Genomic DNA, 24,709 nt, shown 5'->3' with positions numbered 1-24,709 from the left:
GGGGCCGCTGTGCAGCCCTTCGCGGGGCAAGCCCGCTCCTACAGGTACAGCGTAGCCCCTGGCTCTGCGCGGCCCCTGTGGGAGCGGGCTTGCCCCGCGAAGGGACGCACAGCGGCCCCAAAAAACTGAAATTTGTAGGAGTCGTCATGGACGCTCGCTTGATTGCTTTTCTGGACCGCGCCGAATCGGTACTGGCGCGCCTTGAGCCGCTGTTGCCCGCACCACGCCCGGACATCGACTGGCACACCACCTTGGCCGCCCGCTGGCAGCGCGATGGCCGCACCGGTTACCTGATGCCCCTTGAAGTCAGCCTGGACATCCGCCTGAGCGACCTGATCGGGGTCGACCAGCAACGTGACCAGCTGGGCCGCAATACCCACCAATTCATCAATGGCCTGCCCGCCAACCATGCCTTGCTGTGGGGCTCGCGTGGCACCGGCAAGTCGTCGCTGGTGCGCGCCTTGCTGGCCGAGCACGAAGGTGCCGGCCTGCGCCTGATCGAAATCGAGCGCGACCACCTGGCCGACCTGCCGCGGGTGGTCGAGCAACTGCAAAAACTGCCACAGCGCTTCATCCTGTTCTGCGACGACCTGTCGTTCGAAGCCGGGGAGGGCGACTACCGGGTGCTCAAGAGTGTGCTCGACGGCTCGCTGGAGCAAGCCCCCGACAATGTCTTGCTGTACGCCACCTCCAACCGTCGCCACCTGGTGCCGGAGAAAGAGAGCGACAACGAGAACTGGAAGCGCGTCGACGGCGAGCTGCACCCCAGCGAAGCCGTGGAAGACAAGATTGCCCTGTCTGACCGCTTTGGCCTGTGGCTGTCGTTCTACCCCTTCACCCAGGACCACTTCCTTAATGTGGTCGAACACTGGATCGGCCAGTTGGCGCGCCCTGCCGGGTTGAACTGGCAGCGTGACGAAGCCCTGGACATCCTCGCCGTGCGCTGGGCCACTGGCCGCGGCAACCGTAATGGCCGTTGTGCCTATCAGTTCGCCCGCTACTGGGTCGGGCTGCAATTGCTGGAGCAAAAGTAAATGATCGACCTCAATGCCAGTGGCGCTGGCCTCGATGGCTATAACCTGCTGGCCGCGCAAGTGCAGGCGCTGTTTGCCGACGAGCGTGACTTCATCGCCAACGCCGCGCAGTTTTCGGCGTTTCTTTATAACCAGGTGGACGACCTGAACTGGGCGGGGTTTTACCTGAACCGCAACGAAGAGCTGGTGCTCGGGCCGTTCCAGGGGCAGGTGGCGTGTGTGCGCATTCCGTTCAGCAAGGGTGTGTGTGGTGCGGCTGCGGCCACGCGGCAAACCCAGCGGGTGGAAGACGTGCATGCGTTCCCGGGGCATATCGCCTGTGACAGCGCATCCAACAGCGAGCTGGTGATTCCGTTGGTGAAGGCGGGCAGGTTGATTGGGGTGCTGGACCTGGACAGCCCGAAGGTGGGGCGCTTCAGTGAGGCGGACCAGGTGGGGTTGGAGCGGTTGGCGGCGATCTTTCTGGAATTGACCGACTGCTGATAATCGGGTTGCCTGTTCCGGCCTCTTCGCGGGCAAGCCCGCTCCCACAGGGGGCGGCGCGGTCCCTGTGGGAGCGGGCTTGCCCGCGAAGAGGCCAGTGCAGGTTTAGCAATCAGTCGTACATCGCCTTCTTCTTCCAGGTCTCTTCTTCGTCGGTCTTGAGCCCGTCGGTCAATTCGTTGTGCTCGTCCTCCGCCGGCGCCATGCGGTCCATCACTTGGGCGTTGGCCCGTGCCAGCAGTTTCTCCAAGTAGGTCAGCTGCTCTTCATACACCTTCGGCTCTGGCTGTTTGCGCAAATACTGCACACCCCGCTCGAAGGCGAGGCGTGCCTGGCCCGGCTGAGCTTTCTGCAAGGCCTGCTGGCCAAGGTTGTTGAAGAACTCGATGTGCAACAGCACCAGAATATGACGGATCTCCTTGACCCACTGCTTGGCCTCGTTGGCAGGCAGGAAGCCCTCCTGTGCGGCGCGGGCCACCTGCGTGTGCAGCGCTTCGAGCAGAAAACGTACGTCTTTGGCCTTGGCCTCGGTCTGGATCGGGTTGGGCGGGTTGTTCACCGGGATCTTTTCGCCCAGGGCGATCAGGCCCTCCAGCTCGGCGATGCGCGCTTTGAGTTCAGCATTGTGCTTGTCCACCGTCAGCTGGCGCTGGTTGAGGTTCAGCTCCAGGCGGGCCAGCAGCAGCTTGAGGGCCGGTGTCATGAACTGGCCGGGGAAGGTCTCGGTGATTTCGCCGCAGCGGCGCAAGCGGTCGGCCAGCTCGATCTTCAACCGTGCGCGTTCCAGCTTGCTGTTCTCGACCACATTGTTGAGGTAGCCGATCACGATCAGCAACGCGATACCCGCCACGATGAGCAGAGTGATCAGAAGTGGTGTCACCGTTAATGCCTCATGAATAGGTTTGCATTATTGAGTGTAGGCGCGAGCTTGCTCGCGAGAGGCCCTGACAGGCATTCTCTTTCTATCGGCAAACTGTGCCATGGCTGGATGCTGGCACATTAATGCTGACTTGACGCCAGAAAATCAACGCCAAACCCCTGCGGGCGGCCTGAAACAGCGCTCGGCACACCCGGAAGTCATTGATTTAAATAAATTTCTACAAAGGGGTTGACGCATCTTCGAAGCATCCATAGAATGCGCGCCACTTGCAGCGTAAAGCACACAGCGAAACGCGGCAGGGAGTGAAAGCAGCATGTAAATGCTTGCAGCGTGTCCCCTTCGTCTAGTGGCCTAGGACACCGCCCTTTCACGGCGGTAACAGGGGTTCGAGTCCCCTAGGGGACGCCATATTGCGGGAATAGCTCAGTTGGTAGAGCACGACCTTGCCAAGGTCGGGGTCGCGAGTTCGAGTCTCGTTTCCCGCTCCAGTTTCTCCGGCAACGCTTAACGGCGGGGCAGGAAAAGAAAGCCCAGGTTGAATCGTGAGGTTCAATATCTGGCGCACTGAAAAGTGTTGTGTGTCCCCTTCGTCTAGTGGCCTAGGACACCGCCCTTTCACGGCGGTAACAGGGGTTCGAGTCCCCTAGGGGACGCCATTTGCGGGAATAGCTCAGTTGGTAGAGCACGACCTTGCCAAGGTCGGGGTCGCGAGTTCGAGTCTCGTTTCCCGCTCCAGTTTAAATACTGTGGCGTCTATGCGGTGCAGTGGTGGTGAAGGTCGTCAAGGCGCTTCACGCCGATTAGCGGTAAAAGCTTCACAATGCGGGAATAGCTCAGTTGGTAGAGCACGACCTTGCCAAGGTCGGGGTCGCGAGTTCGAGTCTCGTTTCCCGCTCCAAACATGAAAAACGCCACTCTTTCGAGTGGCGTTTTTTTTTACCTTTTAAAAAGGTCTACTACAAAATCGGCCGGTCCTCAAGCGTAGCCGCCGCATAGGGGAATTTCAGCCAGCTCACTTTATCGTCGAACGAGACCTCTACCGATACGTGGAACTGATAGTTCAGCGCCAGTTTCATCAGGTCGGTCTTGCTCACCGCGCCCAGTGTCAGGATGCCGGCCTCGGTGGATACCGGGAGTTCATTGGCGATGGCAAGCCTGATGACCTTGGAGACGTCGCCGCGCTCCACCCCTTCTATCCAGGCGTTGACGAATTGCGACGTGTGCCGGAGTTGCCAGTCTCCCAATGTGAACGTAGCGCTTTCCCCCATTGAGCGCAGGTTAATCGCGCCATTCTGGATTTTGCTGCACTGCACGATTGGCAGGCCTTCAATCGGCCGTACCGTAACATAATGTGAGGGAGAGATCGGCACATCGGGTTTATTGATTTGGTAACGCAACTCGGCCCGATTGTTCATGTGCGGCGGAATATGCACACGTGGGATACGGACCTCACGCACGCCTGGTGGCATGCTGGCGGAGGTCCCCCCCAGTGTTCCTGGTTCGCCCCAGAATGCGGTGACGGTTTCATTCGGCCTGATGTCCGCATCGTCCGGGATGACGAATGTCACGCCATTGACTGCGTGTCTCGGGACCAGCGTGCTGAAGTACTCGTTGCCTGTGGCTTCTGTGATGCGTGGTGGCGGTAGCACGCGTGGCGGCGGGGAAGGGTCTGAGCTGAGCGAGCGTGCCAGCGCACGCTGGGGCGCGGTACCGGCCCGGTCCTGCACTTCATAGCGGGCGAAGCGGGTACCGTTCCTGGACTGGCGAATAAAATCACCGGGATAGTTCAGTGTGACCGGTTTGCTGATACTTTGCGCGCCCAGGGTTTCAATGTGCTCGCTGGCAAGTGTCATCATGCCGACCATGTGCTGGCCCACCGGGTCGTCACTCCAGTACCACCTCACGGTGTCGCCCACCTCCGCACCCAGGATGGGAGGGACAGTGGCTTCTACCTTGTCACCATTGGCCGCGAGGTAATCTTCAGTGACCCCCTGGCGGATGACGTAATCAGAAAACTCAAGCCTGTCGTCATCCGGGTTCAGCAAGGGTGGGGTCTTATCGATGTAGATATCCAGCGGCCGCGAAGCCGCATGGGTGTCATTGAAGATGGTGACCTCGTAGTGCAATTGGTGCGGGCCTTCGACCATATTGCGGACGGGTACAAGGATAAAGAGTTCTTCAGGCTTGATGGCCTGGTTGAAGGTCTTCTTTTCAACCAGTACGCCGTTCCAGTACAGGCATAGATATTCTTCGTCCGTGTCGCTGGGGTTCGAGTGAGCCCACATGGGGAATTCTACCCGCAAGGGCATATAGGTTGCCCGGAACGACACCGTGTTCGGTATTCCTCCTTCTATATCGGGCACCAGGTCTGGCACGTTTGGAGGTACGAGGAGGGCTGTGTCTTTGGCGGTCGCTTTCTTGGTAGGTGCTTTCTTTGCAGGTGTCTTCCTGGTAGACGTTTTCGCTTCAACGGAGCTTTTTTTCTGTGTCATCGACCTTCCCTTCCTCTGATGCATAAATGAAAAAGGGAAGGCGCTTGGGCCTTCCCTTCGTTGTCACCAGTTGTAACGCACGCCGAAATTGACGCCCCACGGCTGTTCTATCTTGCTGCCGTTGCTGTAGTCGAAGTCGGCGTGTGCTTGCCATTTATCGTCCCAGGCAACTGCCATCCCGACACCCACTTCGCCGCGCGTGCCTGACAGGTCGGTGCCGAAGCGGTTGTCGTTCACTTTCACCTGGTTGTCATTGACGAATTCGTGAACTGCGGCAACCCGCAGGTAAGGTTGCACGCTGCGCCCTTCGCCGGCGGTGAAGGTGCGCCCGACTGTGCTGCCCACTTTGCCCAGCACCGAACGGGTGCGTTCGCTTTCGGCACGCATGCCGTTATCCAGGGTGTAGTCCTTGCCTTGCACCACAAGCCCGGACAATTGTGCGAAGGGTTCAAGGAACCAGCCATCTGCCAGGGCCAGCTGGCGCCCCACTTCCAGCGATACGCCTGCGCCCAGGGCGGCATAATCGCCCTTGGCCTTGCTGTCGTCGCTCATGCGCACGTCAGCCTGGTTCTTGAAACGGTTGAGTCGAGCCACGGCGTCGAAGTAGTAGCCGCTGTCGGGATCGAGCCAGGTGGCGTAAGCGCCGGCATGGTAGCTGTCGACGTTGGCCGACGAGCCCCGGGTGAGGTTGAGGTCAGAGTTGCTGTAGCCAGCCGTGACCCCGACCAGCCAGTTACCGTCGCCGGCTGCCACGGGTGTGTCGGTACCGATCGACAGCCCTTGCTGCTGTTGCTGGTAAGCGGCGCCAGAGGTGGCCGAAACGTTGTACTGGTTAGCGTAGGTGCGTACCCAGCCACCGGCCTTGCGCGGGTCACGGCGCACCTCGCCCATGCGGCTGCGCAAGGTGCCCAGCTCGCCATACCAGATGGTGGGTGCCACATTGGCCAGTGCCATGACCGACTGTGTGCCTGGGCTGATCGTGCGGGTAGTTACGTCCAGGTACCAATCGTTGCTGTCTCGTTGCACCAGGTCGTAGGAATACGCACCCAGGTCCACAGCGCCCCCCGCCAGTGAGAACTGCGCATCGCCCGCGGCGATGTGCACCACACGGAGGCTGTTGTCGGCAAGCGGGTCATTGCCGCTGGGGCTGATCAGCAGCTGATGAGTGCCGCTGGCGGTGCCGGTCACCTCAAGGAAGTCCGACTGAGCGGTGCTGAAGTCTGCCTCCATGATAAAGGTGCCGTTGCCTGCCAGCTTGTCCACCGACAGGGTGAAGAAGTCCCCAGGCCCGCCGAAGCGCACTGCACCTTCATTGAGGGTGAGGTCGCTGGTGTGGCTGTTCTCGGTCAGGACCCACTCGGCGCCGCTGTTGATCCCCAGGCTGGCGACGTTATCCAAGCGGCCCGTGAGGGTGGCGCGGTTCTCCAGCAACACGTTCGCGGTGCCGCCGGCGGCCGCGACGATATCGCCGTGCAAGTGGCTGTCATTGACTCGCAAGTTGGCCGAAGCGTCGTCCGCCACCTCTAGCAATACGCCATTGCCACCGCTCAAAGTAGCGCCGTTGAGCACGTCGATCTGCGCGGAAGCTGCGAAGCCCGCACCGCGGCCTACCATGATCGCTGGGCCGTTACGCCCTTCGACCAGGCTGTTGTCCACGATCAGCGTGGAGCCGCCGCCATTGTCTTCAAGGATGCGCGCACCATAGCTGCCACCACTGAGGGTGCTGCCCTCTTTGGCAGTCAGGGTGCCCGCCACCATGCGCACCCCCTCGCTGGCATCGTCGGTACCCCTCAGCGCGCTGCGTTGCAGTTCGGCGCTGCTGGCATTGATGGTTGCGCCTTGGACGCCGCCCTCGACCACGCTGTCGCTGATCACGGCGGTCGAACCGTTGCTCAAGCCAAGGCCGCGAGTGTTGCTGCTGATGGTGGTACGTTGCACGGTGGCGCTGGCGCTTCTGAGCGACAGGCCATTGGCGTTGGTTTCGGCGGTGACCTGGCTGTCGGACAGGTTCACGGTGGAGCCTGCCTCGGCGGCGATCTGCAGGGTCGTCGCACCCTCGGCGGTAAGGGTGGCTGGGCCGATCACCCGGTAGCTGTCCAGCGTGCTGCCTGCACCAAGCTGGGTATCGTCGCTGATCAGGGTTTCGCCCCAAGCAGAGGTGGCGAACAGCAGGGGGCCGAACAGCATAAACCCTGCCGCTGGTGAACGGCGGCGGGCAGGGAAGGGAGGGCGACTTGGCATGAGGGCACCATCAAAGTGAGTGTTTTCCTGTAAGACCCTTCTCTTATTTGTGAGGGACGGATCTGTTAAGCCGCGAGGTTAGTCACGGTTGGTCGCGAAAAATGTAGGAAAACTCCTACTCAATGGATGGAAAATTCGTCACCAGGCAACGGCCCTGGATGCAGGCCGTTGCTGGTGCAGGATCACGGCCTGTTCAAGTCGCAAGAACCACCGGTGCTCTGATCGGAAATGCTGATCCTGTTTTCGCTTGGGTTGGATGTAATGGGGTTGTTGGTGTTGATGACGTAACTCACCTGCGCGCGCCCACCGGTCTGTGTGGCCGCGTAAATGGGCAGGATATGCTGGTCGTAGGGCTCGACCCTCCAGACGAAGCCTTTAGCGATCTGGTCTGCGGTCAATGTCAGGGTTTCCTGCTTCTCCAGCCCAGCGATCAGGCTACCGCCCACAGTGGCGTCGTACACTGACCAAGACAGCGTTATGGTGGTATTCGGTTGTACGCCGAAGCGGCTGCTGGGCGGCACCTGAACCCTGATTGCCGGGCCTGCGGCGGGGGCGACAGGGTCCCAGAGCGACTGGCAGCTCAGCCAGCCTCGGTCGGTGAGGCCAAGGAACTCAAGATCGTCCGGCGTCATGTCGATAGCCGTTACATTCACGTACTGAGGGGACGATTCCTGCTCATTGATTGCAGTGAGGCTGGCACGTACGGTGTAGTGCACGGGCAGTGCCGGGTTGTTGCCTGCCTCATGGATATAGCGCCAGGGAATCGTGACGCTCTTCTCGGTGCCAGTGGCTTGATCCACCGTCCATTGTGCTTCGGTTACCCGGGTGCCATCCCAGTAAAATTCCACTATCTGGCCATTTGCAGCGTTGGAGAACACGTCGAATGTCAGGGTGGCATCTTGGCCACGGTCTGGTGGTGCAATCGCGTTTTGCAGTGCCGTGGAGCTAGTAATCGTTGGGGCAAGCATGTCGGGGTTGACTGGGTCTGGCCAGGTTGGGTCTGGGTCTGGGCGTTCGGGGCCGGCGATGGAGAAGTTGACATTGAAGTCCGCGTCCGCCGGCCCATAAGGGGCATGACCGCGCAGCACTTTGTAGCTGACGTTGGTGGGAACTACCCCGGTGGCTTTACCGTATTCCTCACGCAATACCTGGTTTGGGACGAAAATCTTGATCGGGAATGGACGTGTGCCTAACTGCTCTGGGGGAAGTACCGTCGAGCCCCAAGTCACTAAGATTCTGTCTTCGTCTTTGCGGTTGGTGTACAGCTCTATTTCGACGGTCACACCTATCTGAGCATCCTCCAGGCTCAGCACGTTGTCGTGCGTGGCCAAAGGCACTTTAGGTGGTGGCAGGTTGGCAGGCTCCGGCGTGAGTACCACGTCGATCGTGGTTGGCAAACGGATGCGACTGCGGTTGCGTGCTTTGTCGAAGAGGTAGTACACGATATAGAACCGGCCATCGGCCAATAGGCGGACTGAGTCTGCCGGTACGATGACCTTGAGGTCGTCGGTAACGGCACCCGCAGCGTCTGGGCTATCGTAGTCGGCATCTTCTTCGGGCCAATCTTTCAGGTAGTGGACCTGATACGTGTCACCCGGTGCGCGGTCTGGGTAGTCAGGCAAGTCCAACTCGATGCCTAACGGGTATTTGATCAAATAACTTTCGTTGATGATTTCGTTGGGTGGCAGGAGTGGGGGCGCGGGGTCGTCACCCCACGGGGCGACGCTGTCGCAGATCAACTCGATAGGAAGCGAAACGTATGTTCTACCGATATGGTCATTAAGTTCGTAGCGAACCCAAAGTTTGCCATGGCGAGGAATGGAGTTCTGAGGGAACTCGAGGGTAAGTGGGAAGTCACTAGGTACGATCGGTGGCGCGAAACTCCTTACAGGGCCAATAGCAACGTAGGTATGCTCGGCGCCGGTCAAGGTGAATTGCAACTGCAATGTTACATAGTCTGAAGGGTCGTCACCGGGTGGTAAAAAAGGCCACTGAGGAATTTCTACGATCAGGTTTTGCTTCAGGGCGTCTTTGTGCAGTGTGCCGTCGGCGGGATCGACGATGCCCAGGACGTTGGGCTTGGTTAGTTCAGCCAGCGCAGGCGTTAATGATGCGTTTTGTAGTTTTAGATAGTTTCGCCGGGCTTTTATGGCGCGGGTGAGTTTGGTAGTGGTGAATGTTGAGTTGTGCATGGGATTCTCCGAAAATAGCTATGGTTAGTACTCTACGGCTGCTGTCGGTTATAAGTTTCTAAGCTACAGGCGTGCTATTGGTCTCCCCAACCGTGCAGGCGATAGGTATTTCCAGTGGTTAAAATCGAGATCCAATAGGTGACCAGCGCGGGGTGTTGGTGAGACGGAAGGGGGTTTTTTCGGGACACTTCTGAGCATGTACGCACCAAGTCTCGATGAATTTTTAAGTGCCCCCGCAAGAAATCCAGCTCCCCCGCCGATAAGCCCCACGGCTGCCGCTGAGTAGTTCAAGATCGCCCCTATATTGCTGCGCGTTTCACTCCCCGAAAGCATTCCTTCGGTACTTACAGTCGTACCGGCAACTGACAGAGCGGCTGTGACAATCGCCGTTGCCGCTTTGATGCCCCCCGCCGCCGCCGCCGCCGCCGCCGCCGCCGCCGCCGCCGCCGCCACCGCCGCCGTTCCAGCCGCCGCCGTTACCGCACCCCCCGCTGCCGGACCCCCTCCTATACCTACCGAAACCGAGCTCGCCGATATTAGAGCGCTGGCAATGCTTGGCACGCCAGGTGCTACTGCCGGGGCTGCTAGACCTGCTGTTAAGTAGATGGCAGCTGCCGAAGCGATTACGGCAAAGGTGATACCCACGCCGATGCCAATCCATTCCAGTACGCCAATGTTTCTACGCAACGAGCCCCGAGTTTTCGCCAGCTCTTCCAGCGACTGACTCTGCCCCGAGTAACCGATGCTGTAGTGCCCGGTAGGGTCGCGGAAGGTGATGGGGTTGCCCTGGCAGTACCCGTAATAGTTCAGCCCCCCCTCGCCAAACGGGCTGAGCGCATCCGGGCTGTTGAAGCGCATGAGCGCCGGGTTGTAGGCGCGGTAGCCGTTACCCAGCAGGTACCAGCCACTGTCGGGGTCGAATGCTTCGCCGTTGTAGCCCAGCGCGCTGCGAGCAGAGGCGTCGGTGTGGCGCTCGCCATACGCCGTGTAGCGGCTGGCATTCAGGCCGCCTGCCTGGCTTTCGGCGACCACGCTGTGGCTGGCGCTGGTATGCAGCAGCAAGGGTGGTTGCGCGCCAACGCCAGTTTGCTGTTGGGCCAGCGGTTGCTCGCCCTGGTGCAGGTACAGTGTTTCCACGCCATCACGCACGGCCAAGCGCAACTGCAGGCCGTCATGCAGCAGCAGGGTCGGCTTGCCCGCTTGCAGCGCGGTTATCAGCAGGCCATTGGCGTCGTAGCCGTAGCTGTCGGGGTCACCCGCCTGGTTGAGGCCAAGCAGCCTGTTCTGGCTGTCGTAGCGGGCCGGGCGGCCGCGCTCGTCGCGGGTCAGGTTGCCATTCTTGTCGTAGGTGAAGCGGGGGTTGGGCACCGTGCGCGGTGGGTTGTACTCGATGCGTTGCAGCTGGCAAGGGTCGCTTTCGGCATGGATGAACCTTGCTTGCTCAGGGCGCAGCCCCCCGGCGAACATTGTGGTGGTTTGGCTGATGTTGTCGTAGGCATCGAACGTGAAAGTCTGCCGGGTGATGCTGCGGCCTTGCGGGTCCTGGGGCAGCTCAAGGCCAGTGCAGGTGTGGGTGACAAGGCGCAAGCGCTTGTCGTACCCGAAGCCCTCTTGCAGCAACGACACCGCGGCGGCTTTCAAATGCCGGCTCTGCAGCAGGTCATCATCGCCCCAGACCTGCTCCTGGGTGCGTTCGGCATGCCCGGTCTGGCGCCAGGTACGCTTGTCCTCGCGGTCCTGATCGTCGTACGTGATTGCGGTTTCCACCACGTTACCGGTGCTCAGGTCATGGCTGCTGATATGCGATACAAGGCCCAGATCATTGTAGGTAAAGCTAGCCTGCATTAGCCCCTGGCGGGTAGACGCAAGGCGGCCAGTGGCGTCGTCATAGCTGTGCTCGGTCTTCACTCCATTGGCTTCAGTGGTTGTCATGAGCCGGTCGTGAAGCGTGCTGAGGTGCGTTCTGCTCCAGGTCTTACCGCTGCCGTTGTCATCCCAGTGCTCTGCGACCAACTGGTTGGCGATGTTGTAGTCGAAGCGCCGTTTGCCTTGTCTGTTGTTGCAGCTGAGCAGCCGCGCGCTGGAGTCGTGATAGTTGAAGCTGGCGCGATCGTCCGGCGCATCACTGCTGATGGGTTCGTTGGTCAGTTGCAAGTTGTAGTCCAGTTCGAGGGTTTCACCGGCAGGGCTGATGCGCTGACGGGGCATCGGTTCGCCATCACGGAACAGGAAATACTCGGTACGGTTACCGGTGGTGGCACCGATCAGCCGGTTGAGCCCGTCATGGTATTGCGCGCCAATTTGCCGAGCGGGCTGCAGGACGTTGGCCGGTTTCACCACAAGGCTAGCCGGTAGGTCGTCGGAAGCATGTTCGGCATAGGTGCGTGTGAGCTGGGTGTTGTCGGGCAAGTGAGTGCTGAGCATACGGTCCCAGGCGTCGTAACTGAACGTGGTTGAATGGCCGCGCTCGTCCTTTTCTTCGAGCGTTCGCCCCAGGCCGTCGTAGCGGTAACTGCGCTCGGCGAGCAGCTCGCCCAGCGCGTTCAGGCGCTTGTGCAGCACCGGCTTGTTGAACAGGTTCAGCCAGGTTTCGGTCCGGGCGCTGACCGCGCGCGCTTTTTGGGTGAACTTGGCTTTTTTGCCGTGCCGTGAAACCACTAGAGTACGTATTTTCAGCTCGCCACCTTCGCGCCAGGTGCGACGGATGGGGCCTTTGTGGGTGGGCGTGCCGATGGGGCAAAGTACGTTGTGCTCTTCAACACCATCCGGGCCTATGGTGCAGCTCTGCTCGCCCCAGTCATCGTATTGGAAGCGGGTCGTCAGGGTCAGCGACTTGCTGCCTTGCAGCCAATCTGTGCTGGTTGTTTCAACTCTGTTGCCGAAGGCGTCATGCTTGAAGGCTGATATTTCGAAGAACATACCTGGGCGTGCCTCAAGTACATTGTCCCGTTTCTCGGTAACAGGTCTGCCCAGGCCGTCCAGTTCGGTCAGCGTGCTGACCCCACGCGCGTTTTTCACCTGCTGGCTGGCAATGTCGCCGCTGGCCGCGCAGAGGGAGTAAACGTAATGCCTGCTGGCTTCGTAGCGTGTTCCGGGCGATACCTTTTCACGGGTGGTACGGCGCAGAACATCGAAATCACGCTGGGTTTCAACGCCGCTTTGATCACGCTCGAAGAGTGTTTCGCCAAGCAGTAACGAGCGTCGCTGTAGGGTTGATTGCGTTGTGCCGTCATAACCGATCAGGGTTTCGATGGTTTGCAGGGTCGGGTGCAGGCTGAGCGGGTCGACCATCGCTGTGAACTGATACTGGGTTGTGGTCTCGAGCTTGTTGCGCTTGACGACCTGCTGATAGCGCCGACCATGCAGCAAGCTGGCGTTGGGTGCGTCTATGTAACTGTACGTGGTGTGCTCCAGCGGTTGCGCTTCGTGACCCTGTTGCACCAGCGTTTCGCTATGCTCGACCACCATGGGATTGAGCTTTGTGGCATTACCTGCCAGTGGTGGCAGAGCCCTGTATCGGTAGTGGTGAGTGAGGGTAGGAGCCGCCACCTTGCCAGTGCTGGCAGGGGTGATCGTTTTACTTTTGAGGTGACGAACAAAACCATTGGCGTCGCCTGGGTAGCCATCCTGCTTCTCGGTGCTATACCAGGTACTGGTTTCGGTCACGCCGTTGGCGAGCTTGCGCAGGGTCACGTTGCCGTGGGTGTCGTAGGTTGTCTCGACGGTTTCCAGGCGGCTGCGTGTCACGTCATTGGTCTTCGACCAGCGTGTCTGCTCTTTGATGGGCAGTTGCAGGGTGGTCGGTTGCTGGTCGAACGGCACATCCCGGAGGTTGTAGGTGGTGCTGGTCTCGTGAACGCTCTCGTTCTGGACGGTCCTGGTCAAGGTCAACAGGTGAAAACGGTTGAAGGTGCGGGTGATGCTGCGCAGGGGCTTGGCATCGGCGTCACACAGCGTCTCCACGGACTCATATTCGTAGTCACCCGTGTGCTTGTAGAGGTTATCTCTGCCATCGTCGGCCCAGGGTATCTGAATGCCGTGGCCCAGGAAGTTGGCTGAGTTGGGGTAGGTGTAATCACTCAGAAACGAGGGTTGCCCGAGGCCGGGTTCGACGATGTGACGGGTGACACGGGGCAAGGGGGCGCGACGGCTGCCTTCAGGGAACAGGTGGCCGCCGTCGCGGTACTGCAAGTATTCGCGCGCACCGGTCGGCGTCTCTATTTTCTCAAGGCACAGATGGCCCAATACTTCCCGGTATTCCAGGCGCCAGCTGGCCTGTTCCGGGGTTGGCAGCACAATAGACTTCACCCAGTCGCCGTTGACCAGGTTCATCACATAACGGGCAACGGGCTGGCCATCACCGCCCTCATACGGCCGCTCGCGAAGTTCGATGCGGCCATTGGCACGTTCAACCTCCAACAAGATCTGCCCACGCCCGTCGGTGATCATGCTGAGCATCATGTAGGCAGCGTTGAACGGTTTGTATGCCAAGTTGAGCCTGTGCCCGGTAGGGGAATACACCTCGACGGGCAGGGCGATGCGCCCGAGCAGGCTGCCCATCACTTCGAGGATTTCCACCATGCCCGAGCGGTGGACAACGCGATAACGTGCGTTGCCGCCAGGCCCTGCGGGCTCGCGATAGAAATGGAAGTGAGGCAGTTTTTGTTCGGGCATGTACAGGCGATCGCCCGAAGCACCCGTAACTTTGAATGTTTCACCGGTATGGGTGGTGATGACCTGGTTGTGTTCAGTGAACTGCGTCAGTAACAGGTTCCAACCTTTGCCCCACCCCGAGTCGATTATGTTAAGCGGGTTGAAGGTTAACGTGAGGGGTACATCCGGGCCTTGGAAGTAGTTGGCGCCAAGTTCCGGCAGCGCGATGGACAAGGTGTATTGCCCGGTGCGGGTGTCTACCCCACTTTCCATAAAACTCATAAAGTTCAGGGCGTTGGAGTGTAATGAAGATTCCGTGCTCATGGTGGAAGTGCTCGCTTTACACGTCGTGAAAGGAGTTGGGCGCACGGCGGCTGCGTCCGGGCAATATGAGCAGACACTAGTCGAAGTATGCCCTGCTGGCACCTAGCATTTCTGCCAGGTGTGGGGGCTTGAGTGGGGTGGTATACCTGTCGCCAATTCCCATGATTGGTTATTGGCCACAGAGGACACTTTCATGAATACGCCAGATATGCCGGAGGTTGCGCATCTCGACGTGAGGACAAATTCGGTTGATCTGGATGCGCTGGCATCAGGCCCACTGGATACTTGGATAACCTACAGCGGTATCAAAGTGGGAGATTACGTGGATATCAACTGGCGTGGCCTGAAGGAAGATGGCTCCGTTGATGATATTTTCGGTGACGTTGAGGTGGATGTACTTGACGCTCAACAGCGCTGGCGGTTCGGGGTCGAGTTCTATCGTGTTTCAAAGTTGCGAGGCGGTACGGTGTTCTATTCGTTCCGACCTCCGGATGGCAGCGGCGGTTATTTGGAGGAGTCGAAGCGCAGGCACTTTTACATTAACCGAATGGCCGACGGCCTGTGGACCTTGCCGGTCGCGCACCTGCAGGGTGCCCATGACTTGATCATTGATGTGACTCAACTCAAAGATGAGGGCCTGCAACTGGCGACTCCGCCGTATGTTTCCATGGCTGAAGGGGACAAGGTATTCCTGGTATGGGAGCCTTATTACGACGAGTTCGCGCCTGGCGAACCGATTGAATTGCTGCATGAAGTCAGCAACGCTGACCTCGGCCGGCCGTTGCTTTGGCACCTGGAACGGGGCGATGTCGAAAACTACATCTACGGTTTCGGGATTCTGCGCTACCGCATCGAGTATGCCGATGGCTCGGTAAGCCGTTCGCCTGAGCAAGTTTTCGACATTTCCTGGCCCGATCCAAGTGACCCTCCTGCCACGCCTCTGCTGGCGGCGCCCAGTATTCCGGGGCATGTAGGAGACACGCTCGACCCCGATGGCGATGCGTATAAGGACGGTATCTGGCTGCTGGCCGAGCCTTACCCAGACCTACGCCTGGGCGATTCCCTGATGCTCTATGTAGAAGGCCCGGAGGCGAGCCTGCGCAGCGTGCGAGCGGATGTAAGTTCGCTCGACAGCCAAAACCTGGCGTTTCATCTGGACCGTGCGTGGCTGCAGAGCGAGGTCAACCGTGGCAAGCAAATTACCTTCAGCTATGAGTACGGACGCCCTGGGGCGCAAAAGCGCTCGGAGGGGATGACCGTGGCCTTGCAGCGCCCTTTGAACCTGCCACTGCCCGTCATCAATGATGCCGTGCCGGAATGGGACGATGAGCCGCATCAGGGCACTGTCCACCCGCGTAACCTCGATGGCGGCGCCCAAGTGCGTATTCCGGCGGATGCGGAGTTGGGCGAGGGGGAGGTGCCGGCGCCGCAGGTCAGCTTGCACTGGGAGGGGCATGGCAGCACGGGCTCGGTCATCGTGCCACAGCCCGTCTCTGGTGACCGGCGCCTGTTCAGAGTGCCGCGAACGGCCATCGCCGCCAACATGGGCAGGCGCCTTGAGGTCTATTACACCGTTACCCGAACTGGCGAATCGCCCCGCACCTCACAGAAATTCGACCTGAAGGTGGCCGATTACGGCCAGCAGAGCTACCCGCTCATACAGGTGGCGGGGGTTGAGAACGAGCAACTGTCGTTGGGGATAGTGCCGTCTGGCGGCGCGCTGTGCTCTTTGGGTTCATGGCCATTCATGGCAGAAGGGCAGCTGCTAGGGATCGAAGCTGAAGGTGAGCCGAGAAGCCGTAAAAGTGCCAAGCATACCCTGCGCCCGCGCTCAACCGAGGTGAGTGAAGACGAGTATTACGATGGCCTTGTCGAGGCGCATTTGCCCAAAGCATTCCTTGAAGGATTGCAACTGAACAGAAAGTTCAGGTTGACGGTGGCTGCCAGTTTTGATGATGGCGAAACCTGGCGGAACTTTCGTTCCGTCGATATCGAATTGATTGCTTGAAATCCAACTCTTGCGTGAGGTGAATCATGTCGACTAATTCCAAGGCGAGCTTGCTGAAGTGGTTGGAGACGGGTGATCGGCTGCTGGGCAATGACTCTGTTTTTGCAATTGATAAAGCCAAAGCTGACAGGCTGCTGACTCAAGAGTATATAAGGCGCTTCAAGACCAATTCGTACCTGCCGCCGGTGAATGGTGAGACCCAGGCAGACAATGGTTATAAGGTGTTCATGCAGAATTTTATTCTGGATCACCCTCGGCTGTCTTTCGATAACACCGATATTACCAGCTCCCGCGCCAGCCTGCGCATGAAGATCGTGGGCGGCAATCAGGTAGGGTTGAAGCAGGCTGGCGCCAACTGGTACCCCCAGCGTATTGATCGGATCGAACCTTTGGTGGGCCCAGAGTTGCGTTTGAATCTGCAGTTGAGTGAGGTGCCGGGGCATGTCGATGACGGCGGCGCGTTGACCTTGGACCTGCGCAATAGTGACGATTTTGTCATGATGTTTTCCGATTCCAGGCGTATTCGAGAGTTGGGTGGCGACTTTTTTAAAGCGTTGTTCAGAGCGTTGCCGGATGAAAAACGCGTCTGGTCACTGGGGCATATCGAGCACGGTGATGATGACTTGCTGCGGCCGGAGTCGTTTCAATTGTATACCCAGCGCAATCCTTCGGTAACGAGTTCGCCGATGGATATCGAGGGGGATGCTGATACGGACGGGGCGTTGCTGGGGACGATTCGCATGGTCGGTGGCCGTAGCGAACAAGATTCTACACCTGGGAAAGACTATCGTTATTTGATACCTGGCGACAGCAGTGAATATTCCGCGGCGGTGATGTTCGGGAAAAATAGGGTTGCGCTCGCAACTATTCTTCGGAATATTCCACGGACCCTTTTCGAGGCGGCAGAATTCAACGTTGTGTACGCGAATGATGGAGGGGTAACCGCAACGGCCACGGGTGGGCAACTTAAGTTTTCAGGTGGGGCCGATAGCGCATTTCTTGAAGGTGGCTACGCCGATGTCGGTTATGGGTGGTTTTTCAGTGAGATGAATATGCGGGTGCCAGCGGGGACGATGCCGTTGGCGGGAAATCTGAAAATTCATATTGCTAAAGGTCAGGTTGTCTTGGAGTTTGATAACACGGCCTGGCGGGATGTTGAGGTAACCCGTTATTGGGATTCTTGGGGGTATGCTGACCCTTGGAACCCAGGAACGCACCCGAGTTTTATGCTGGGGGGATGGTCGGCGGAGTCTCGATTAATTTTCAAAATTACTTGGAAGATTGATGATCAGCAAGGCGGTAGGTTGCAATTGTCAGGTATAGACATTGATTTTCCGAATAACTGGGATCTGATTAATCTGAAGAGGAAGGGGCCAGTGCCTCCGGCGGAAGGTAATCAATTTCCTACCAGTGTGCAACATGGCATTTGGATGAGAGGGTGTGTATACGACGCCGTGATAAATGTTGCACGTGGCACGTCTATACCTCAGTTGCGGGCCGCACTCGCAAAAGACCTTGCCACCGATTTGTATATGAATGAGGTGGTAGAGAAAACGATCCAGCTTAACTTCGGCGGTGCCATCGCGGGGCGCGATCTTTACTTGCCTCGCGACGTGGTGAGCTTCGGTAGCGTCAACCCGAAATTGACTACGTTTACCGTCTCGCCACTCGAAAAAGTCATGGTCCAGGGGGACAAGCTACAGCTCTCGGTCGTGCCTGCGCAACAGAAGATCGAGTGGTCCGTCGAGTCAGTGGAAGGCTCTGCTGACGATGCGGGCAATTTCGACCGCGTTACTAATGGGCTTTACCTGGCTCCCGGTGCCAGTGGTATCCGAGGTGACTTTACCCGAGTGCGCATCACCGCCACCGCGCCAGCCACAGGTTTCTCCAGTTCCGCATTGGTCACTGTGGTGAAAAACGCGCTCAGTGTGAGCCCACTGGTGGAGCTTTGCCAGGTTGGGGATGAAGGGGTGACCCTCAAGGCCGGTCATGTGTCCGAGGGCGAATTGAACTGGAGAATTCTGGGCGCGCAACCTCATGGCTCCCTCGCTCATGCATCCGGTGCCACCAACACCTACATGCCTGGCCCAAACCTGCAGGGCAAGTCATTTGTGGTTGAGGAGGTAGAGGTCAGCAACAGCGTCTCCGGTGAGCGTCGCAGCCTGTGCATCATTACCCAGATGACCCAAACGCGCCCCTCTGACGTGCTTGTGGACAAGCGCGATGCGAGCCTGGGCAGGGTTTGGCTGTCCATCAGTGCAGGTGGCAACGTTGGGGTGAGCGAGCTGACCGTGCTCCATGGCCCTGGCACGGTCGGAATAGACGGCGAAGGTAAACCCTATTACCAGTCAGTCGGGTCCAGCACTGCTCCGTTCTGTGTGGTGCGTGCCTACTGGGAGCCGATGCCCGGTTTCCCGTTCACCTTCGACGGTTTCATCGTATTGCCGCTGCCTTTGGGCGAACACATCGCTGCCTACCAGACACTTGAACAGGCCGCAGAGCGTGCCACACGCAGGTAACTGAGCAGCGTTCAAACACACGAATGCCGACAACACATCAGTTGAACAGGGCCATATCATGTCTAGTAACTATCTGTCAGTCATCCTGGCATGGATGAAGCAGCACCCCAGTCATATGAATTGGGACCTCACGTTCGCCATGCGTCCCGAGCAGGCCAACGACTTTGTGGAACTGGCGCACTACAGTCGCGAGAGCAGCGCGCTGGGCGATCTCGAAGGCGAGATCGCTGTGCCGGGTAGCAGTGTCACCCACGTACTGACTGGCTACCGCATAGGGCCGCCACTGTTAAGGGATATCGAGGCGGCGTATTCATCGCCCAACGTGCGGCAAACCATCGCACTGGAAGGCGGTGTGCACTTTATCATGGACAAGGCCGACGGCCTTCTCGGCGTGGCGATGCACGACCTGCTGGATCCGCTGCAGGTCAAGCAAGAGCTGGCATTGACAGCCAACTCGCAAGGTGTGCGGGCCGACTTGAAAGAGGCTGTGGAGACTGAGCTTGACCTGGGCGGCGGACTGCCCCAGCGGCTGGCCGCCGGGCGCTTTTTCAAGGACTTCGTCAGTGGGCTGGATATCGCCCGTCGAGTCTATCCGTTGGTGGACTTCCAGGCGCTGGCGGGCAATCCGTACCTGCAGGTGCGTGGCAGTGCGGTACGTACGCATGTCAGCAAAGTTGACGGCAAAGCTGCGATGGTGGTGTTCGCAGGCCTGGAAAATGGCCCGTTGGGCAACTTCCCTACCGAGCAGAACAATTACCCTTTCCTGCTGCCGGATGATCTGTCGCAACCGGTCACCTCCACCCTGCTGCTGTCTTCGCGCTTGTTGCACAGGGCTGCTTACGCAACAGGGCTTGAAGAGATGCTTGAAGGCGGGGAGTTCGAGTCGCACCTGGACGCGGATAAAACGCTAGCGCGTATGGACGCCAAGGCTGGCCAGTTGCGTGTTCACCCCAGCACATATGAGAGCGACGATTACGATTTTGAGTGCGATGAGTTCGTTATTCCGGTGGGGGGGGCTGCGCCTTCAGACGTCGCAGGAGGCAACCGTTCCCTCAGCCAGCATGGGCAGGCATGCTGCTGCTGTCGCTGTACTCCCGCCACAGAGAGCACCCGGGGACAGGCGCCCCAAGGCGCTTTCCAGTCGCCGCTTAGCATTGAATTCGACCATGATGAGATCCGCCAGCATTGGCAGTCGTTCTGTACCTTGACACTGCGTTATAGGAGAAAACGCGACAACGTGTGGCAAACCCATACAGCGACCTTCAAGTTCGATCTGCGCACGTTGTTCCACCTGGACAAACCTGCAACGCCAGAGGAAGACGCTGGGTGCATGCTGCTGGGCCATGTGTTGTGGCCTTGGGAGCAGGCAGCCGAGGTAACACCGGTCAGTGGCCTACCAAGTGGCCTGTCAGCGCAGACGAAACTAGAGATCAATGCGTTCGTCGCCTTCGCCATCAAGCAAGCAGTGCTGGAAGGGTTGGCCAAAAAACTGACGGCGATGGTACCGGAGCAGGTGAGCAACGGCGTGACGTTGGCCCCTGATCATCGGTTCGTCCCTTTCCACTTTGAGTTTCCCGCTGGTATGGCGTTGTTCGCTAACCAGAACAGCGCTGCATTCTTCCGTGTTGTTGACCCACCCGTGGTGCTTGCACCCGGCAAGCGCCATACCTTTACCGTGGAACCCGCGCGTGAGGGGTTGGTCTGGAGCCTTGAGGCGTTGCCCGGTGCTCAGGGCGATATTGGGCGGATTGATGCTCAGGGTGAATACCGCGCGCCGCCAGCGCATGCAATGGGTGGGCAGCAGGTACGTGCGCGGGTCATCGCCACAGACCCATTCACCGGCCAGCGCAGCATGAGCAGGGTTACCGTGCTGCTCGCTGCGTTGACCGTCAACCCCTTGATTCACGTGTGTTACATCGACGATCAGTTGACCCTCACGGCTGGCACGCTGGGGGGGGATTTGAAGTGGTCGGTGCTCGACCCCGAGGCAGAGGGGCGGGGTTCGGTCCAGCCCAGCGAAGATGGCAAGCGGTGCAGTTACTCCGCAGGTGGCCTGGTATCTGCCAACCAGACCTATGTGCTTGACAAAATCAGAGTTGAGGACACGCAGACGGGAGAGTCGCGCTCAGTCCATGTGCTGGTGCGCCAGCGCAGGCCGGAGCTCATTATTGAAATTGAGCGTCAGTTGCCCAATGGCGCCTTGCAGTTGCAGGGGCGGGTCAACGGCCAAGTCATGCAAAGCGTGGAATGGACCCTGCCGATTAATGGCACAGGCGAGATCGATGCCATCGGCGTCTTCACGTCCCCTGATCCTAACACCGGTGCGCCTTTCACGCTGATCCTGGCCAAGTGGGTGATACCAGGGTTCGACTTCGTGTTTGAAGGCCACCTGATCCTGACGCTGCCTGTGTCGCTGTATTTCGATGCCACGCGCCGCGCTGCCATTCCGGCAGGCCTGCGCGTGCGCTCACAACACGCTTTCGGAGGGTAATGCCATGTCTAATTCATTGGGGCAGTTGCTTGCACACATGCGTATGGGGTCGGTGACGCTGGGTTGGGGGGCCGTTGCCGCCTACAGTCGCCAGCGGCTGAACCATTTGCTGGAGCGGCAATACCTGACGCGACTTAAGGAAAACACGTACCTGCCGCCCTTTAGCGACTCGCTGACAGGGCAGAGCGTGGGCGACGCTCTGAAATTACAAGGTCTGCAGTTTGGTTCGCCGTTGCTGTCTTTCGACAGCGCATCGATGAGCGACTCCAAAGCCACGGTGGCCATGAACATTATCAAAGGTACGGTCATTACTACTGGGGCTTTGATCAGCAATATCGAGATTACTGAGGCAGTGGGGTATTGGCTGGAAATGGAGGTAGACCTCGAAACGGTGCTCGGTGAGGTCGATCCCTATGGCCGAGTTACGTTGAATCTGGCCAAAGGTGCGTCTTTCAAGACCAACCTGCTGGAGGAGGATGAAAACTTTAACCAGCAGCTTAACAAGGCACTGGAAAGCTGGATGCAAGAAATGCCTGCCCGTTGCGCAATGTTCGACCTTGGGACGGTGGACTTCAAAGGGTACGAACCGCTGACACCCAAGCGTTTCATTCTGCGTACCCAGGCCGCCCCAGGTGCACGCGTGCGTGGTGCGAGCAATCAAGGGGATGGGGCGGTACTGGTGTTCATTCGTCTGCGTGACAATACAGTTGACGGGCAGTTGCCTGATGACAGTTTTCCGTACCTGCTGCCCGATGGCGACTACTCGGCGACGCTTGTACTGAGCAAAGACATGCTCGACCACGCCTCGGACGAGGGCCTGGAGTTGCTCGCCAGCCTTTTGTTCCCCGAGCTCAATGCGTTTGTAAAAAAAGAAGACCATACACCGCTGGACCGGGCCGTGTTTGGCAACATCGATCCGCTGCGCACGAGCTTGACGGTTGAACCGGCGCAGCGAGCAGTGATAGCTGCAGGCAAACAGCAGCAGTTCGTGCTGCACGACGGCGAGGGCAAGCCGCTCAGCGCTTCGCGTTGGAGCGCAGTTAGCCCACAAAGCCATACCCCGGAAGGTCACGGCAAAATCGATAACAATGGCCTGTACACCGCCCCTTCCCAGGAAGACATGGGGCACGAGATCCAGAGCATCATCGTGACCGCCGAGTACGACGAGGGCGACAACACTTACAGCGCTGCAGCCCGTCTCTTGGTTACATTCGAGGGCTTGTTGGTAACGCCCGGTGCCGCTGCTTTCCGCCCAGCGCGTCATGCAGCGGGAGTAGACGTATGGAATGCGGGTGAAGAGCCCGTCGGCTGGGAACTGCTTGAGCCACCTATGGGTGAGTTGGCGACTCTTGGCGAGAGGCATGCGCGGTTCTCCCCTCATCGCAGAGCATTGAGACGGATCCTGAGCGTGCAGCAGGTACAGGCCGCGGCGAGTGAGCAGAGGAATGCTGCGCTGATCATGGTGAATAGCCAGCCACTGTTGACGCTCGCTCCCCCTTTCGTGCCGAAGCTCGCTTATGGTGGCAGTATCCAGCTGAACGACGTTCAACGCATCATGCCTAATGAACCCAGACGTTGGCGGGTGTTGGGCGGCGCTGGCAGCGTGACGCCATCGGGTCAGTTCACCGCATCGGCGCAGCACACACCGCAAAGCAATGTGGTGGCCTGTGAAGTGGTGCGCAACGGTGTGGTATTCGCCACAGGCTATAGCGTACTGAAAGCGTCCGCACTGCAGGCGCAGGCCAGTTGGAAGTCGCTGCTACGGTTCACCATCACCGTCGGCAAGAGCAGCCAGGGTGTACGCGGGATGATTGACTCCAACGGCTATCAGCAGTTGGAGGTGGAAGTTACCGTGGAAACTAACCAGGTGGATGGCAAGGATTACAAACTCAGCCCGGCTGAAATCGCGTCAATGACTCTGTTCGATCGGGCGGGACAGAAAATCCCCGGCCTGTGTGACAACGAGGAAGGCATTGGTTCTGTTTACGGAAATGTCTGGCGCACCAGCTTGAAAAGAAACATGTTTATGCTGGGAAACGAAACCAGCCCCGTGGCTGTCGAGGCAGCAGCGCAGCCTGTTACCGAACGGGGGTCGGAAGACCGCACCATCAGGCAGATCTTCTACCTGCAGCGGCGTGGAACATCCAGTTCGCAGGTGTTTTACGCGGGCTTTCAGGCCGCGAGTGGCGAGTGGTTCTACTCCAATGACGCTTCACACACCAATGCCACCATTGAAGTTCAGGTCCGCACACCGGAGCCTTACAAATCCAGTGATTACACTTTCATTCGCAAACGCGTGGCGGGCGGGGGCGGGGAATTGGGTGGAGCGGACCCGGAACATGCAGACTTCGATCTGCAGCCGGTCACCGACGATTACTGGATGCTGGCTTACAATGCGGGAACGTTCTATACCGCCGAGTTTGTAAAGGCTCGGCAAAGTGACAGTGAGCGCGACGTCAATACTTCAATGGTTCGATGGGAAAGCAGCGCGGGTAATGAAGTGTTCCACAGTTACACAGGGTATTTGTTCCAGGATCTGGGGACGGCGGAACCGGATAAAGTGTATTTCGACGGTGGCATGGCAGAGGTGTTGGGGCGAATGGACTTCGAGCGGCCGGTGGCGACGCAATATGAGGCCGGCTTGCTGGTGATTGCAAACTTCCGCAATTGGAATCGCTCATTGAAAGATGCACGTGATCTTGAAGCATTTGCCAAGATGTCCAAACCGTTGCGTGTGCAGTTACGTGACGCACGGGGTAATTTGCAACTGATTCAAATTGATTATCTGCCAGCCGACATCATCGGTGACCGGAATGTGCTGGTACACAGTGTCCCTTCGCGTCCATTTGCAGAAAACAGTACGACGATTCGCTTGACTGACCAAAGTGCAGGGGGTTGTGATGAAAACTAATAATCAAGTGTTGAACATGCTGTTTGCGGGCCTTCTTATTGGCGGCTGTGCTGGGCAAACGGTGCAGGCAAGTGGAACGCAGCCCCCAGGAGTCATACTTTTCGCGCAAGATGTTGTAAACCAGGAGCCGATCGGCAGGGTATGTTCTACAGTAGTGCCGGATGCAGGGGCGAATGCCAAGCAGTTCAAGATGGACGGCTGTGGCAACGACGTGGCGACATACTTTAAATTCGAAAACGTCCCCTCCAGTACCGTTGTGACACTGATCTCTGAGAGGTCGTGTGCTTACAGCGGGGATTGGTGGTTCGATGTTCGCGCTATCAAGCATCCCACCTCTTCGCTTTGGTTTGATATTCGTGAACTCAAAGGTCGTCTCAATACGGTTGTGGCGCCGGGTCTCATGAGGCTGGGGGGTAAAGATCACGATCATATTGAAGGAAAGTTGTCCTGTGCGGTTATTAGGTCTCCTTCAAAGTGAGTG

Annotated in this window: 12 protein-coding genes and 5 tRNA genes; 12 read left to right on the top strand and 5 right to left on the bottom strand. The window is 58.6% G+C overall.

Annotation, left to right across the window (positions count from 1 at the left end; all coding sequences use genetic code 11):
• The first annotated feature begins 146 nt into the window (after positions 1–146).
• Together ACMCNM_RS23040 and ACMCNM_RS23035 are read left to right on the top strand one after the other, a co-directional pair.
• The gene (locus ACMCNM_RS23040; protein WP_027596053.1) at positions 147–1,034 is read left to right on the top strand and encodes an ATP-binding protein; all 888 of its coding nucleotides are present in this window, start codon (positions 147–149) and stop codon (positions 1,032–1,034) included.
• Positions 1,035–1,517 carry a GAF domain-containing protein gene (locus ACMCNM_RS23035; RefSeq protein WP_027596054.1) on the top strand — a complete coding sequence of 161 codons (483 nt, stop codon included), beginning with the start codon at positions 1,035–1,037 and terminating at the stop codon, positions 1,515–1,517.
• A gap of 112 nt (positions 1,518–1,629) precedes the next feature.
• Here the strand turns inward: ACMCNM_RS23035 and ACMCNM_RS23030 are convergent, their stop codons facing one another.
• On the bottom strand, positions 1,630–2,397 hold the full coding sequence (locus tag ACMCNM_RS23030; protein ID WP_186679551.1) for a hypothetical protein: 768 nt from the start codon (positions 2,395–2,397) through the stop codon (positions 1,630–1,632).
• 332 nt (positions 2,398–2,729) lie between these two features.
• Here ACMCNM_RS23030 and ACMCNM_RS23025 point away from each other — a divergent pair.
• The 5 genes from ACMCNM_RS23025 (at position 2,730) to ACMCNM_RS23005 (ending at position 3,295) form a co-directional block, all read left to right on the top strand.
• A tRNA-Glu gene (locus tag ACMCNM_RS23025) sits at positions 2,730–2,805 on the top strand.
• A gap of 4 nt (positions 2,806–2,809) precedes the next feature.
• A tRNA-Gly gene (locus ACMCNM_RS23020) sits at positions 2,810–2,885 on the top strand.
• 92 nt (positions 2,886–2,977) lie between these two features.
• A tRNA-Glu gene (locus ACMCNM_RS23015) sits at positions 2,978–3,053 on the top strand.
• A 3-nt stretch (positions 3,054–3,056) separates the two neighbouring features.
• A tRNA-Gly gene (locus ACMCNM_RS23010) sits at positions 3,057–3,132 on the top strand.
• A gap of 87 nt (positions 3,133–3,219) precedes the next feature.
• Positions 3,220–3,295: transfer RNA gene (locus ACMCNM_RS23005), tRNA-Gly, on the top strand.
• Positions 3,296–3,353: 58 nt separating this feature from the next.
• On the opposite strand, the gene ACMCNM_RS23000 is transcribed toward ACMCNM_RS23005, so the two are convergent.
• From ACMCNM_RS23000 to ACMCNM_RS22985, 4 genes are all read right to left on the bottom strand, one after another.
• Positions 3,354–4,889: a hypothetical protein gene (locus ACMCNM_RS23000; RefSeq protein ID WP_412765490.1), complete on the bottom strand. Its 1,536-nt coding sequence runs from the start codon at positions 4,887–4,889 to the stop codon at positions 3,354–3,356.
• A 63-nt stretch (positions 4,890–4,952) separates the two neighbouring features.
• Positions 4,953–7,130: an autotransporter outer membrane beta-barrel domain-containing protein gene (locus tag ACMCNM_RS22995; protein WP_412765489.1), complete on the bottom strand. Its 2,178-nt coding sequence runs from the start codon at positions 7,128–7,130 to the stop codon at positions 4,953–4,955.
• Positions 7,131–7,312: 182 nt separating this feature from the next.
• The gene (locus tag ACMCNM_RS22990; RefSeq protein WP_412765488.1) at positions 7,313–9,322 is read right to left on the bottom strand and encodes a hypothetical protein; all 2,010 of its coding nucleotides are present in this window, start codon (positions 9,320–9,322) and stop codon (positions 7,313–7,315) included.
• Between the two features lie 63 nt (positions 9,323–9,385).
• Positions 9,386–14,257 (bottom strand): RHS repeat-associated core domain-containing protein, encoded by a 4,872-nt coding sequence (locus ACMCNM_RS22985; RefSeq protein WP_412765487.1) that lies wholly within the window; start codon positions 14,255–14,257, stop codon positions 9,386–9,388.
• A 235-nt stretch (positions 14,258–14,492) separates the two neighbouring features.
• On the opposite strand from ACMCNM_RS22985, the gene ACMCNM_RS22980 reads away from it, so the two are divergent.
• The 5 genes from ACMCNM_RS22980 to ACMCNM_RS22960 are packed head-to-tail and all read left to right on the top strand — an operon-like array spanning position 14,493 to position 24,706.
• Positions 14,493–16,307: a hypothetical protein gene (locus ACMCNM_RS22980; RefSeq protein WP_412765486.1), complete on the top strand. Its 1,815-nt coding sequence runs from the start codon at positions 14,493–14,495 to the stop codon at positions 16,305–16,307.
• A 26-nt stretch (positions 16,308–16,333) separates the two neighbouring features.
• Positions 16,334–18,826, top strand: a complete 2,493-nt coding sequence (locus ACMCNM_RS22975; RefSeq protein ID WP_412765485.1) for a hypothetical protein — start codon at positions 16,334–16,336, stop codon at positions 18,824–18,826.
• A 58-nt stretch (positions 18,827–18,884) separates the two neighbouring features.
• The gene (locus tag ACMCNM_RS22970) at positions 18,885–21,317 is read left to right on the top strand and encodes a hypothetical protein (RefSeq protein ID WP_412765484.1); all 2,433 of its coding nucleotides are present in this window, start codon (positions 18,885–18,887) and stop codon (positions 21,315–21,317) included.
• A 4-nt stretch (positions 21,318–21,321) separates the two neighbouring features.
• Entirely contained in the window at positions 21,322–24,228 is a 2,907-nt protein-coding gene (locus tag ACMCNM_RS22965; RefSeq protein WP_412765483.1) for a hypothetical protein, read from the top strand.
• On the top strand, positions 24,218–24,706 hold the full coding sequence (locus ACMCNM_RS22960; protein ID WP_412765482.1) for a hypothetical protein: 489 nt from the start codon (positions 24,218–24,220) through the stop codon (positions 24,704–24,706). The genes ACMCNM_RS22965 and ACMCNM_RS22960 overlap by 11 nt, the downstream gene beginning before the upstream one ends.
• Positions 24,707–24,709 lie beyond the last annotated feature (3 nt).

Source organism: Pseudomonas sp. NGC7, from assembly GCF_047159675.1.
GTDB classification, from domain to species: domain Bacteria; phylum Pseudomonadota; class Gammaproteobacteria; order Pseudomonadales; family Pseudomonadaceae; genus Aquipseudomonas; species Aquipseudomonas kermanshahensis.
The sequence above is the reverse complement of the archived record's forward strand: the minus strand, read 5'-3'. Positions and strand labels throughout refer to the sequence as shown.

What these genes read in the sequence shown, in the direction of transcription:
- ACMCNM_RS23035 (WP_027596054.1), top strand. Translation starts at nt 1,035, where the DNA reads ATGATCGACCTCAATGCCAGTGGCGCTGGCCTCGATGGCTATAACCTG.
- ACMCNM_RS22980 (WP_412765486.1), top strand. Translation starts at nt 14,493, where the DNA reads ATGAATACGCCAGATATGCCGGAGGTTGCGCATCTCGACGTGAGGACA.
- ACMCNM_RS22960 (WP_412765482.1), top strand. Translation starts at nt 24,218, where the DNA reads ATGAAAACTAATAATCAAGTGTTGAACATGCTGTTTGCGGGCCTTCTT.
- ACMCNM_RS22970 (WP_412765484.1), top strand. Translation starts at nt 18,885, where the DNA reads ATGTCTAGTAACTATCTGTCAGTCATCCTGGCATGGATGAAGCAGCAC.
- ACMCNM_RS23000 (WP_412765490.1), bottom strand. Translation starts at nt 4,889, where the DNA reads ATGACACAGAAAAAAAGCTCCGTTGAAGCGAAAACGTCTACCAGGAAG.
- ACMCNM_RS22975 (WP_412765485.1), top strand. Translation starts at nt 16,334, where the DNA reads ATGTCGACTAATTCCAAGGCGAGCTTGCTGAAGTGGTTGGAGACGGGT.
- ACMCNM_RS23040 (WP_027596053.1), top strand. Translation starts at nt 147, where the DNA reads ATGGACGCTCGCTTGATTGCTTTTCTGGACCGCGCCGAATCGGTACTG.
- ACMCNM_RS22990 (WP_412765488.1), bottom strand. Translation starts at nt 9,322, where the DNA reads ATGCACAACTCAACATTCACCACTACCAAACTCACCCGCGCCATAAAA.
- ACMCNM_RS22985 (WP_412765487.1), bottom strand. Translation starts at nt 14,257, where the DNA reads ATGAGTTTTATGGAAAGTGGGGTAGACACCCGCACCGGGCAATACACC.
- ACMCNM_RS22965 (WP_412765483.1), top strand. Translation starts at nt 21,322, where the DNA reads ATGTCTAATTCATTGGGGCAGTTGCTTGCACACATGCGTATGGGGTCG.
- ACMCNM_RS22995 (WP_412765489.1), bottom strand. Translation starts at nt 7,130, where the DNA reads ATGCCAAGTCGCCCTCCCTTCCCTGCCCGCCGCCGTTCACCAGCGGCA.